The following is a 13,573-nucleotide window of genomic DNA, read 5'->3' as shown; positions in this document are numbered from 1 at the left end:
CGCCGGCGATCAGCGATACCACGCCGAGCCTGGGCCAGGTGTTGACGGCGACTCGCGGGACCATCGCCGACGCGGATGGCACCGCTACCTCGGTGTTCAGCTTCCAGTGGCAGTTCTCCACCAATGGCGGGGCGACCTGGGACAATATTGCCAGCGCCACGGGGACGAGCTTCACGGTCGGGGCGGCGCAGCTGGGGCAACTGCTGCGGGTGGTGGCGAGCTTTACGGATGACGGCGGCACCGCGGAGTCGGTGGCCTCGGCGGCAACGACGGCGGTGGGGACACTGATCGTCGGTACGGCAGGGGACGACGTGCTTAACGGCACGGCAGGAATCGATGAGATTCAGGGGCTTGCTGGTAATGACACCCTGAATGGCCTGGCTGGAGCTGACGTGCTCATCGGCGGTGATGGCGATGACACGCTCAATGGTGGCCTTGGCGTCGATACGCTTATCGGCGGCACGGGGAATGATATCTATCTCATCGACGGCACTCTGGATGTCGTGACCGAACTTGTTGGCGAAGGTGTCGACCTGGTTCGGAGCACGCGGTCAGGCTATGTGTTGGGCGCGAACGTCGAGAACCTCACCTACACGGGCGCAGGGGCATTCGCGGGGATTGGCAATGGGCTGGATAACGTGATCACCGGCGGCGCAGCTGGTAACAGCCTAAGCGGTGGTGACGGTAACGATACCCTGATTGGTGGTGCGAGCGGCGACTCGCTGGTTGGTGGTGTCGGCAACGATGTGCTTATTGGCGGCAGTGGGAATGACAACCTGAACGGGGGCGCAGGGGATGACTCACTCAACGGCGGCGCAGGCATCGATGCCCTGGCCGGTGGTGCGGGGAATGATGTCTATCTCATCGACAATACCCTGGACGCCGTGATCGAACTGGGTGGTGAGGGTACCGACCTGGTTCAGACCACACGATCGGGCTATGCGCTGGGCGTGAACGTCGAGAACCTCACCTACACGGGCGCAGGGGCATTCGCGGGGATTGGCAATGGGCTCGATAACGTGATCACGGGGGGGGCAGGTAATAACAGCCTAAGCGGTGGCGGTGGCAACGACACCTTGGTTGGCGGTTCCGGTGCGGATAGTTTACGTGGCGACGCCGGCACTGATTCCTTGGTCGGCGGTGCGGGTAATGACGTCTATCTCATCGACAACACCCCGGATGTCGTGACCGAACTCGCTGGTGAAGGTATCGACCTGGTTCAGGCCACACGATCGGGCTATGTGCTGGGCGCGAACCTCGAGAACCTCACCAACCTTGGGGCGGGCGCGTTCGCGGGGATTGGCAATGACCTGAATAACATGATCATCGGCGGCGCCGGTAATGACAGCCTGAGTGGTGGTGCGGGTAACGATACTCTCAGCGGCGGTGCGAGCAACGACGCACTGACTGGAGGCCTCGGTAATGACCGGCTGATCGGTGGGGCCGGTAACGACTTCATGACTGGCGGTCTCGGTAATGACACCTTCGTGTTTGCCGCAGGCTTTGGCAACGACAATATCCTGGACTTCGACGCCAACCCGGCAGGTGGCCAGGACCTGATGCAACTGACAGTGCCGGGCATCACCGCGGCGAACTTCGCAACCCGCGTATCGATCACCGATGTCGGGGCGGACACTCTGGTCACCATCGGTGGCAACCACATCACCCTGGTGGGGGTAACGGATGCCACTACCGTGACCCAGGCGGACTTCATCGTCAGCTGAGGAGGCCACTAAAGCGAAGCAAGATATAAGTTGTTGCGGTGCGGGGTGACTGGTTGCCCCGCACCGCATTTTTATTCGTCGACGGCTCAGAGGCAGAGGGGGAGATGGGGAGCCAACTATACCGTTGAGCTGGCCTGGATAAGCTACTGGTTCTGCTTGCAAATTCAGGGGAGCGAGCACTACTCGCGATGCTTTTATCCCGGTTCAAATTGCGAGGCGGAAAGTTTATGGCTTGTGATCTACACCCATGCTGGCACGAACTCGCTCCAAGAGCGTTATTGAGTTTGCTCAAACGGGAAGGTAGTACGGCTGGCGACGCAGGAGTAACCCCTGGTTCCTCCATCTGGGGCGAACAAATCTGCACTACCATTGTCTTAACCGCCTAAGCGCATGGAATGCGACTGCCGCTGCTTCGGCAAGAGGGGCAGGACGTTCAAGGAGGAGAGTGAAAAGTGATCGCATGACATGCGACATGTCCTTGTTCAACTGGAACTCAACCGACGTATGCGTGATCAAGCACAGCTACCCTCCGTTAACCACGACGAATTCGACTTGATCGAACTGCTTCGATCGCTGTTCCGGCAGAAGTACCTGATTTTAGCTGTTGCTTGCCTGGCTACATTGCTGGCGGCTGCTTATACCTTCCTGGCAGTGCCCTACTATCAGGTGCAGAGCGTGTTGCGCCCGGTGGATCGGGGCAGTCTCGACGAGTTGAATGGCACCGGCATCTACGAATTGACCCCGGCCGAGGTGTTGAGTCGTGTGGGGGCAGGGCTTTCTTCCTATGAGAGTCGCCTCAAATTCTTTCGTGAGCACCAGGAGCTATTCAATGGGTTGGTCGAACCTGGGCGCTCGCTGGAACAAGCATTCGACGAGTTCAACCGGTCGGCCTTCACTATGCTGCAGGTTGATCCCAAGAAGCCCAATAGCTTGAGTGAGTTCGTCGGTATATCGCTGACTTACCCCAAAGGGATGGATGGGGTGGCAGTGGTCAACGGGTTGGTGACCGATGTGCTGGAGGCTGAGCGGGAGCGGATAGCCAATGATCTGAAGGTGCTAATTGCTAATCGCTTGTTCGTTCTTGAGCAGAAGATCGAGGCGGCTCGGGCAAACTATGAGGTGAGCAAGCAAACGCAAATCGCCACTCTGCTTGAGCAAGACGCCTTACGGCGAGCCCAACTGCAGGACGAGTTGCAGGCACTGCGCACTGAATTGAGAACACGTAGAGAGAACCGCATCAAGCAGATCGATGAGGCTATCCAGATTGCGGATTCGCTGGGTATCCGCAAACCTACCACTCCTTCGGCCATGGCTGACGCAGAACGCCAAGGGCAGATTGTCCGCACCGAGGTCAATAGCAGTGAGATTCCTCTCTATTTCATGGGGGGAGAAGCTTTGCGGGCGGAGCGGCAAGCCTTGAGTGAGCGCCGCTCAGATGACTTCAGTGAGCCGCGAATTGCCGAGATCGAGAAGGAGCTGGCGCTGTTGAGCCACAATCGACAGGTTGAAGTCCTTGATCAGCGCCAGAACGAGGACCTATACCTGAAGGATCTGGCAGAATGGCGCCAAGAGGCTGCTCAACTCAAAGGGATCACGTTCGATACCGCCGGTCTGCAGTTGGTCAGAGTGGACCAACTGGCGCTTGAGCCGCTTGCAGCGGTCAAGCCGAAAAAGGCGCTTATACTCGGCTTGGGAGGAGTTGCTGGTCTCATGCTCGGACTTCTAGTGGCTTTGCTGCGCATTCGGCTGTGGCCCAGGACGGAAACCGACAAACTTTCATAGACACCGTCTTGATCTCTAGCAAGCAAGTGCCAGTTCAGCCTCTAAGGGCTTGCCCGAATTGAGGGTGCAATAGGCCATGTGTAGCAGTTTGTGCATAGCCGCGCAGATGATCTGTGAGCCCGCATTGCTGGGATTGCAGAGGCGTTACGCCCGACGCGGATTGCTGGATTGTGAGGCTTCGAGCCCCGTGCCGACATGTATAGGCTTGGCCGCAGTCGATGGGGGAAATACACACATGGCTCTCGTAAGTACCGAAGTCCCGCGGTTTCGCATTCAATTTGGCACAAGCGGTGGTTGCCGGAGCGCTGCCGAGCTGCAAGGATCACGCAGCTTGGCCAGCCGTAGTCTGGTCGGCAATGCCATTGATACTGGCAAGCAGGTTGCGTTTACCACGCAGATTCGGATGTACCCGGATCGACTTCAGGTTTTCGGCATTCTGCTGCTCCGTAGCGCCGCGCGGATCAAGTCTTGCGCCCCGCTATCCACCGCCGCCAGGCGGTAGCGCACCATCTGCTGGTTTTGCTTGAGATTCTGCAGTCGCCGAATTAGAGCCCACAAGTGACGTAGAGTTGGTCCGTCTTCACTTGCTGCAACCGCCTCTGCGCTTAGTGAGCGATTTATGCGGGATTTTCTGCGCATACCTGATAGGTCAGGTCATGCAGGTGCATGGTCGACGCTTAATGGTAGGTGCGTGCTGCGTCCAATCCCGGTATGTTCAGCTGGAGACTCCCCCTTCTGAAAGGGGCCGTCGAGATTCAAGGGTTCGCCCTGCGCCTCTCGATCCCCGTGCCTCTGCCCGTGGTGCACACCGGATGAAGATCACGAATCGTCCGTCTATCGGTCTCGGCTGCCCAGCCTTTGTCAATACTTGTAATCTCATGGACCGCTGGCACAATGCCGGACAATCTCTGTCAATGGGATGGACGTATAATCTTTTGCGTCACGTAGCTCCATAGTGGGTGGCGGATTGCTAAAGAGAACAGCAACAAAATTTCAAGGATCGCCGTCCCCATTGGTGAGCCAGTCGCTCCTTTTATAAAGATGGATCTTAGTCGTGAATGCACCTTCCCCCGCTATGCAACTGACCTCTAATGATGAAATCGACTTGGCTGCACTATTGCATTCACTCTGGGAGCAGAAGCTACTGATAGCCTTGGTAACTCTGCTGGTCACTTTGGGGGCGGGAGCTTATGCGTTCCTGGCGACCCCTGAATACCAGGTGCAAACTGTGCTGCGCCCGGCGGCGATCAAGGATCTCGATGCCTTGAATCGCACCAACGTTTATGATTTGACGGCCGAGCAAGCCATTCAGCGCGTTGGGGCTGCACTGGAATCATATGACAGCCGGCTGGGTTTCTTTCGAGCCAACCAAGGTCTGTTCGAGGCTTTGCGTCAGCCTGGTCGGAGTCTTGAGCAAACGTTTGAAGGCTTCAATCAGGCAGCGTTCAAGATGGTACAGCCTGACCCGAAAAAGGCTGGAAACTTGAGTAACTATGTGGGGATTCAGTTAACTTACCCCAAGGATGTCAATGGCGTCGCGCTCGTCAATGGTCTGGTTGACTATGTGATTCAGCTGGAGCGCGAGCGAATCTCTTCAGACCTGAAAACCGTAATCCAGAATCGTCTGAATCAACTTGAGCTGCAGATTTCCGCGGCCCGAGCCAACTACGAGGCGAGCACGGAAGCAAAGATCGCCCGCCTGATCGAAGCAGACAATCTCAAGCGTGCCAAGTTGCAAGACGAGCTCAAAGCCTTGCGTCAGCAGCTCAAGACTCACCGCGACAACCGAATTACCCAATTGGATGAAGCTATCCGAATCGCCAAGGCTCTGGGTATCAGCAAACCCACCACTCCTTCCGCATTAGGGGAGCGAGTTACGCAGGGCAGTGTGGTCCGTACTGAGGTCAACAGCCAACAGATACCGCTCTATTTTATGGGTAGCGAGGCGCTGGAAGCTGAGCGGAATGTGCTGCTGCAACGCCGCTCCGATGACTTCACTGCACCACGAATCGCGCAGATCGCCAAGGAATTGCAGTTACTGGCACGTAATCGCGAGATTGAAGTACTCAAGCAGCGCGAAAATTCTGACCTGTTCTTAAAGAACTTGGCCATCTGGCGAGAGGAGGCCGCGCGCTTGCGGAGCCTTCATGTCGATGTCTCAGATCTCAAGCTGGCTTCGATCGATCAAGCAGCCGTAGAGCCAATAAGCCCCATCAAGCCTAGGAAAACGCTGATCCTTGCGTTGGGCTTGGCGCTCGGCGGCATACTGGGTCTGTCCATAGCCTTGCTGCGCAAACGTCTGCGCCCTATTTCCCGCACAAATCCCCAGGCCGCTTGAGTTTACTACCGTATCCGCTATTCGAAGAAGATTACGGCTTAGTGATTCGTTTCAAAGTTATTGAGCTATAGCTTGGGCTGTGCAGCGCACCACTTTCGTTCAGGTGGTGCGCATAGCGCACGTTGCGGGGGCATCTATGATGGTTTCGCGCACCGCGCTGCGGCGAATGTAAGTTGAGGAATGACCCGTGGGTTGTGGTGCTCGCAGCAAGAGCTTCGCCCGAGGGGGCTTCAGCCCTAATACGTGCTGCTGGTCTGAATCGCATACATACGTGTTCTCAAACGAAGTTGAGTACATCATTCTTGATGAGACGATGAAGTCATTAAATAAAAAAGTTATCTAGTTCTAAAGAACGCGATCGCTGCGATTTATTTAGTCCGACATTTGATCGCAAGCAAGGAATAGTAGCCGGCACTACTGCCCCAAGCCGGCCATTGTTAACGGACTGACACAGGTCAATATCATGGATTACCCTGACCTCCTGCACCATTGCGCGGAAGCTTCTTTTGAAGGTGAATCCGGCGCTGATCGTTTGCTCAGTAGCTTCACCCATGCGAAACGTTCAAGGAAAAGAAGCGCTGCATCACGCCATAAAGTCACAGCCCGCTGGATTTCTCTAACTGCAGATTTCTATCAAGCGCATCTGAGGATTGTTCGCTACTCGACGGAAACCGCTCGTCTGGCCGTAGTCTTTGCGTGGCACGGAATGTGTTGCAGTAGTCGAGTTGTCAATTCCTGAACGTCATACTGTGCAGGCTGTTCCCTAGCGTAATCTGCATCGCCTGCCACGCCAAAGGTGCCCGGCAGACCATCCAAATCTACGGTCCACATGGCGATCACGTATGACTGGACAGACAACGCTATGACATCTGACCTCGAGTCCATACCATACGGGCTAATCGACCTGTGGGGCTGAGGCGGGTCTGTGGATTTTGTAGCGCAGACGCGCAAATGGTCGTCAGTTAATGAGTAGCTAGGGAAGCTCTGAAGAAGACTTTCCGAGCGTGGTGAAATATGCCGGTCCTGTAGCGCGAGTTTTTCAATGAAGCAGATGATCCTCGTCGACGCCAAGTCCGTCGGCAAGCGCAAGCAGGCCCCTAAGGAGCTGTTCTTGATCGAGATGGATCAGGTGGTCCACTGGAGGGGGGGATTAGTTGCCCCGACCGAGCCGCACTGCCTAGTGGGTGAAAGCAGTCATCCGGTGTATTCGCCAAGGGTCATGCTGCGCGTTCATCTGATGCAGAACCGGATCGGCTACAGGGTTCTTGCGATGGAGGATACGCTGTTTGAGTCGACGATCCTGCGCCAAATTGTCGGGCTGAGCCCGGCGGGAAATTGCGACGAAATCACCCTCTTCAACGTCCGTCTATTGCTGGTAAAGCATGAACTGGCAGCAGGGAATCTGGTCTATCCGGCTGACCGAGTCCTGTCGCAGCGCCGGGGCGCAATCGTTGATGCCGCGCTGATTCGCATGCCAAGTTCGACCAAGAACCAGGGCGGTAAGCGCGACCCGGAAATTCACCAGACCAAGAAGGACAATCCGTGGTGCTGCGGCGCGAAAGCACACATTGGCGCCGACGACGAATGGCGCCTAGTGCACAGCGAGGTGGTCAGGGCGGCCAATGTCGCGGACGTCGCCCTGGTCGATAAGCTGCTACATGATGCGGAACGTGTGGTGTGTACCGGTGGGGGCGTGAATGGTGCTCTGGCAGATTTCGGTACGCCGCAGCATTTATCAGAAACACGGCAAAAGCAGCACAGTACACGAAGCCAAGCACAAACTCGGGAAGGTCAAGGCGCACGCGAGCGCCAAGGTCGAGTACCCGTTCCGGCTAAGCAAGCGTCAGTCTGGTTAGCTGAAGGGGCATTTTTGTGGTCTGGAGAAGAACATCGCACAACTGCGACGTTGGCCACGCCATCGAATTTTTGCATGGCGCGCCGGCATTTACCGATGAATACATGTGTATTGTTTTAGATCGTGAGTAGAGCGGAAAACCGAGGTATCGGTTTATTTCAGACCCGTCGGTACGTTTACCCTTAATCGATCACTAAATTATTTCGACTTGGCAGTATTGGTAATCAAATGTCCTTAAAAACCTTGAGCGTGTTTGGCACGCGTCCCGAAGCCATTAAAATGGCCCCTCTTGCTCTGGCACTTGCTGCCGATAAGCGTTTTGACGCTAAAGTATGTGTTACGGGACAGCACCGGGAAATGCTTGACCAAGTACTCGATCTTTTTGAGTTAAGGCCGGATTATGACCTCAACATTATGAAACCAGGCCAAGATCTGAGCGACGTTACCTTAGCTATTTTGCAAGGAATGAAAGCAGTATTCCGTGAGTACCGACCGGACATAGTGCTGGTACACGGGGATACGGCTACCACTTTTGCCGCGACGTTAGCTGCCTATTACCACAAGATTCCAGTCGCGCACGTGGAAGCGGGCTTGCGAACGGGGAATCTCTATTCCCCTTGGCCGGAGGAGGCTAACCGCAAACTAACCGGCGCCTTAGCGGCTGTCCATTTCGCGCCAACTGAGACGTCCCGGCAGAATCTATTGAGCGAAGGGGTGGATTCAAACTCAATTCATGTTACTGGCAACACGGTAATTGACGCCTTGCTGGAAGTAGTTGCCAAGCTGGATGCGAATGAGAGTCTGCAGCAGCGGTTCCTTGAGCAGTTCGACTTCCTCCCGGAAGATAAACGAATAATCTTAGTGACAGGGCATCGCCGCGAAAGTTTTGGTGGGGGGTTCGAGCGTATTTGCCAAGCGTTGGCTGAAACAGCCAGGACCTTTCCTGATGTAAAAGTCGTGTACCCCGTGCATCTTAATCCGAACGTGCGTGAGCCAGTCAATCGGTTGTTGGCTGGTATCGATAATGTCCATTTGATTGAGCCATTGGACTATCTGCCATTCGTATACCTGATGAACCGCGCCTACCTGATCCTTACCGATTCCGGTGGTATTCAGGAGGAGGCTCCATCTCTTGGTAAACCGGTATTGGTCATGCGTGACAGCACGGAGCGACCTGAGGCTGTCGAGGCTGGTACAGTCAAACTTGTTGGTACGGACATAGAGGTGATCACTAGCAATTTGAATACTTTACTAACTGACCTTAGTGCTTACCAGCGTATGAGTTTTGCCCATAATCCTTATGGCGATGGCAAGGCCAGTGCACGGATTATTGCTGCGCTGATTAATGTTCGTTAAAGATAATTTAAATTTCTCCCTCTGTGAAGGGAGGCGGGCGGTGGAGGGGGATTTTCCCGCCCAATAATGGATTAGAGGAAGAAGCATGTCATTTGAAATCATCTCCGTTGTTGGCTTGGGGTATATTGGTCTTCCTACTGCTGCAGTATTTGCGTCGCGCAAGAAGAAAGTTATTGGTGTCGATGTCAATCAAACGGCAGTGGATACCATCAATAGGGGTGAGATTCATATCATTGAGCCAGATTTGGATATGGTCGTGCATGCTGCAGTATCCGCGGGTTATTTGCGCGCTACTACACGACCGGAAGCGGCGGATGCCTTTCTTATCGCTGTGCCTACGCCGTTCAAGGGGGGGCACGCGCCAGATCTCTCTTATATTGAAGCAGCGAGCAAGGCCATTGCACCAGTATTGAAGCGGGGTGATTTGGTCATTCTTGAATCGACCTCGCCAGTAGGTGCGACAGAACAAATGGCTGCTTGGCTGGCTGAAGCTCGTTCAGATCTGACTTTCCCGCAGACGCACGGTGAAGACTCTGATATCCGTGTGGCTCATTGTCCCGAGCGAGTCCTGCCAGGCCATGTATTGCGAGAGCTGGTGCAGAATGATCGAGTCATTGGCGGCATGACCCCTAAATGCTCGAAACTTGCAGTCAAACTCTACAAGACTTTCGTGGAAGGTGAATGTGTTGTCACTAGCGCTCGCACAGCGGAAATGTGCAAACTGACTGAGAATAGCTTTCGTGACGTAAATATTGCCTTTGCTAACGAATTGTCGATTATTTGCGATAAACTGGATATCAATGTTTGGGAGCTCATCCGGTTGGCCAATCGCCATCCGCGCGTCAACATCCTCCAGCCAGGTCCTGGCGTAGGTGGTCACTGCATCGCTGTCGATCCCTGGTTCATCGTTAGTAAGACCCCGGAGCAGGCAAAACTGATTCGCACTGCTCGCGAAGTGAACGACGGCAAGCCGCAGTGGGTCCTCGACAAGGTCAGGCTGGCCGTTGCCGAGTATTTGCAGGAAAACACCGAAAAGACGGCCAAAGATGTAACCATCGCGTGCTTCGGCCTTGCTTTCAAGCCAGATATCGATGACCTACGCGAAAGCCCGGCTGTTGCCATTACTCAACAGGTCGCCGCGACTCATCCGGGGCCAGTGCTTGCGGTCGAACCGAACATAGAAAAATTATCGGGTAAGTTGGCAGATAAACTGACCCTCTACAAGGTCGAGCAGGCATTAGCTGAAGCGGATGTAATTGTCCTGCTGGTTGATCATAAAGAGTTTAAGGACGTCGCCAAGCCCCTCCTTGATGGTCATAAAGTCGTTGATACCCGCGGAGTCTGGGCTGTATGAAGATTCTCGTCACCGGAGGTGCAGGCTTCATCGGCTCGGCTGTTATCCGTCACATCATTTGCAATACTGGCCACAGTGTAGTCAACCTCGACAAATTGACCTACGCCGGAAATCTGGAATCGCTGGCTGAAGTCAGCGGAAGTGAGCGTTACGTTTTTGAAGAAGTGGATATCTGTGACCGAGCGTCGGTAGCGCGTGTATTTAGCGAGCAGCAACCGGATGCGGTAATGCACCTGGCTGCAGAGTCTCACGTTGATCGCTCCATCTATGGGCCGGCTGCTTTCATTGAAACCAACATAGTCGGCACCTATACCTTGCTGGAAGTCGCTCGCAAGTATTGGCAAAGCTTGGATGAAACGCGCAGGACTGCTTTTCGCTTTCATCACATTTCCACCGACGAGGTCTACGGCGACTTGGAAAACCCCGAGGAGCTGTTTACCGAAACTACACCGTACGCGCCGAGCTCACCTTATTCGGCGAGCAAAGCTAGCTCCGATCATCTGGTACGTGCCTGGCGCCGCACGTACGGTCTACCGACTCTGATCACCAACTGTTCGAATAACTACGGACCGTATCACTTCCCTGAAAAACTCATTCCGTTGATGATCCTCAATGCTCTGGAGGGCAAGGCGCTACCGGTGTACGGCAAAGGTAACCAGATACGCGACTGGCTCTATGTGGAGGACCACGCCCGCGCCTTGTACAGAGTGCTGACCGCGGGCGAAGTGGGGGAGGCGTACAATATCGGTGGCCACAACGAGAAACAGAATATCGACGTCGTGCATACACTCTGTGAGTTGCTCGATGAGTTGCGTCCCGATTCACCGTACTGCCCACACGTCTCACTGATCACGTATGTTCAGGATCGCCCTGGCCATGATTTGCGGTATGCCATTGACGCCAGCAAGATCCAGCAAGAACTGGGCTGGGCTCCAGAAGAAACCTTCGATTCCGGTATCCGCAAGACTGTCGAGTGGTACCTGAAAAATCTGGAATGGTGTCAGCGTGTGCAAGACGGCAGGTATCAACGTGAAGGCTTAGGCGCTCCGGTATAAGGACTGGCAACGTATGAAGGGCATTATCCTCGCCGGTGGTTCAGGCACTCGGCTGTACCCCATTACCAAAGGCGTGTCCAAGCAGCTACTGCCGATCTATGACAAGCCCATGGTGTATTACCCTCTGTCAGTGCTTATGCTCGCGGGTATCCGTGACATCCTGCTGATCAGTACCCCAGACGACATCGGTGGCTTTCAGCGCCTGCTTGGCGATGGAAGCGACTTCGGTGTTCGGCTTAGCTATGCTGTACAGCCTAGTCCCGATGGCCTCGCGCAAGCGTTCATCATTGGCGAAGAATTCATTGGTAGTGATTCGGTCTGCCTGGTGCTAGGCGACAATATCTTCTATGGCCTGGGCTTTGGTCCTTTACTGCGGGATGCATCCAGCCGCAGCAAAGGTGCCACTGTCTTTGGTTACTACGTCAAGGATCCTGAGCGTTTTGGTGTAGTTGAATTCGATGACGATAGGCGTGCCGTTTCCATCGAAGAAAAACCGCTCAAGCCCAAGTCCAACTACGCCGTGACTGGTCTCTATTTCTATGACAACGACGTAGTCGAGATCGCCAAGCAGGTAGAGCCCTCCGATCGTGGCGAATTGGAAATCACCAGCGTCAACCAAGCCTACTTGAAGCGTGGTGACCTCAACGTCCAACTACTTGGGCGTGGTTTTGCCTGGCTCGACACCGGAACTCATGAAAGTCTGCTAGAGGCCGCCCACTTTGTCGAAACCATCGAGAAACGGCAGGGTTATAAAGTGGCTTGCTTGGAGGAGATTGCTTTTCACAACAATTGGCTTAGTGCCAACGATTTGCAACGAATCGGAAAATCCTTAAGTAAGAACAGCTACGGCCAATATCTGATGTCCTTGATAAAATGAAGATTCTTCATATTGCAAATCCTGAAAAATTCACAAACCCCTTCTTTGATCTTGTCGAGAAAGAGTTTGAGCATGCGCAGCATCTAATATTGAGCCATGCTTCAGTTAATGAATGGCCTGAAAAAAGAAAAATAAAAAACAAAAACTCATATGGGATTTCTTGGTTTTTTGATTTCGTCCGGGCTGCACATTGTGCGGATAAAATTGTTCTTCATGGGCTATGGGATTTTTACGCAATAGTTTTGCTTTCTTTGCAACCCTGGCTATTAAGCAAATGCTATTGGGTGATTTGGGGAGGGGATTTGTATGATTACAAGTCTGCGAATAGAAATTGGAAGTGGAAACTGAGGAATTTCTTTAAAGGGTATCTAATTAAGCGAATAGGGAACTTGGTAACCTATGTCAAAGGCGATGTGGATTTGGCGCGTGATTGGTACGGGGCTATGGGTAAGTACTGCGAATGCATTATGTACCCAAGTAATATATATCGCGAGTATGTCGTAAGGAGTGAGTTGCGCAGTACGATAAATATTCAAATTGGAAACTCGGCGGATTCGACAAATAATCACGTGGAAATTCTTGAAAGACTTATTCCGTTTCGTGATAAAGACATCGCAATTTATGCTCCTTTGTCCTACGGAGATCTGGATTACGCCGCGTCTGTAGCTAGAGTGGGCAAAGAGTGGTTTGGGGAAAAATTTGTACCGCTAACGAACTTTATGTCAGTTGATCAGTATCGGTGCTTTCTTGGGAAGATAGATATTGCCATTTTTAATCATAAGCGTCAGCAGGCTATGGGCAATGTTATTACCCTCTTGGGGATGGGAAAAAAAGTTTACTTGCGAAGTAATGTTACTTCGTGGGATGTTTTCCGGAGTGCTGGGGTAAAGGTATATGATGTTGAATTTCTTGATCTGGAGTTGCTAGCTAGAGATGTAAAAGAAAAAAATAGTTCGATAATCAAGAGTGAATTCTCAGAGCAAAAAGTTGTTGAGCAGTTGAAGGGAATTTTTGGGGCCGAAAATTAAGTTCTTAAGACGGACTTAATGAGCTCTTGCTTCTTATGGTCATCACGCTGTAGCCCAATGTCGTTGATACGGTTCATCTGCTCAGGGGGCAGTATTAAAGTGTTTGCTAGGGTATTTTTTAATTAACGGATAGGATTTATTTGAGTGGTGAGTTTTTAGCATGATGTATGGGTGCTATTTATCCGGGTGTGAATGTTATTTTGT

The 13,573-nt window shown here is 53.3% G+C and carries 8 protein-coding genes and 1 pseudogene; all 9 read left to right on the top strand.

Going from position 1 to position 13,573, the window contains the following annotated elements:
• The coding region (locus E8F06_RS17495; protein WP_280369541.1) for a calcium-binding protein at positions 1-1,724 on the top strand (1,724 nt) is incomplete at its 5' end.
• 552 nt (positions 1,725-2,276) lie between these two features.
• The gene (locus tag E8F06_RS17490; RefSeq protein ID WP_348532260.1) at positions 2,277-3,506 is read left to right on the top strand and encodes a Wzz/FepE/Etk N-terminal domain-containing protein; all 1,230 of its coding nucleotides are present in this window, start codon (positions 2,277-2,279) and stop codon (positions 3,504-3,506) included.
• 1,054 nt (positions 3,507-4,560) lie between these two features.
• Positions 4,561-5,844 (top strand): Wzz/FepE/Etk N-terminal domain-containing protein, encoded by a 1,284-nt coding sequence (locus E8F06_RS17485; RefSeq protein ID WP_280369538.1) that lies wholly within the window; start codon positions 4,561-4,563, stop codon positions 5,842-5,844.
• A gap of 1,042 nt (positions 5,845-6,886) precedes the next feature.
• Positions 6,887-7,819: pseudogene (locus E8F06_RS17480) on the top strand (IS5 family transposase).
• Positions 7,820-7,927: 108 nt separating this feature from the next.
• Complete coding sequence (wecB, locus tag E8F06_RS17475) at positions 7,928-9,055, top strand: UDP-N-acetylglucosamine 2-epimerase (non-hydrolyzing) (protein WP_280369536.1); 1,128 nt, start codon at positions 7,928-7,930, stop codon at positions 9,053-9,055.
• A gap of 85 nt (positions 9,056-9,140) precedes the next feature.
• Entirely contained in the window at positions 9,141-10,409 is a 1,269-nt protein-coding gene (gene wecC / locus E8F06_RS17470) for a UDP-N-acetyl-D-mannosamine dehydrogenase (RefSeq protein ID WP_280369534.1), read from the top strand.
• On the top strand, positions 10,406-11,464 hold the full coding sequence (rfbB, locus tag E8F06_RS17465) for a dTDP-glucose 4,6-dehydratase (RefSeq protein ID WP_280369532.1): 1,059 nt from the start codon (positions 10,406-10,408) through the stop codon (positions 11,462-11,464). Before wecC ends, rfbB begins: the two co-directional genes overlap by 4 nt.
• 13 nt (positions 11,465-11,477) lie before the next feature.
• On the top strand, positions 11,478-12,341 hold the full coding sequence (rfbA, locus tag E8F06_RS17460) for a glucose-1-phosphate thymidylyltransferase RfbA (RefSeq protein WP_280369530.1): 864 nt from the start codon (positions 11,478-11,480) through the stop codon (positions 12,339-12,341).
• On the top strand, positions 12,338-13,369 hold the full coding sequence (locus E8F06_RS17455; RefSeq protein ID WP_280369529.1) for a TDP-N-acetylfucosamine:lipid II N-acetylfucosaminyltransferase: 1,032 nt from the start codon (positions 12,338-12,340) through the stop codon (positions 13,367-13,369). The genes rfbA and E8F06_RS17455 overlap by 4 nt, the downstream gene beginning before the upstream one ends.
• Positions 13,370-13,573 lie beyond the last annotated feature (204 nt).

The sequence above is a fragment of the Pseudomonas sp. BN411 genome (assembly GCF_029871235.1).
GTDB lineage: Bacteria > Pseudomonadota > Gammaproteobacteria > Pseudomonadales > Pseudomonadaceae > Metapseudomonas.
Note: the sequence above shows the minus strand (reverse complement) of the source record. Positions and strands in the feature narration are given on the sequence as shown.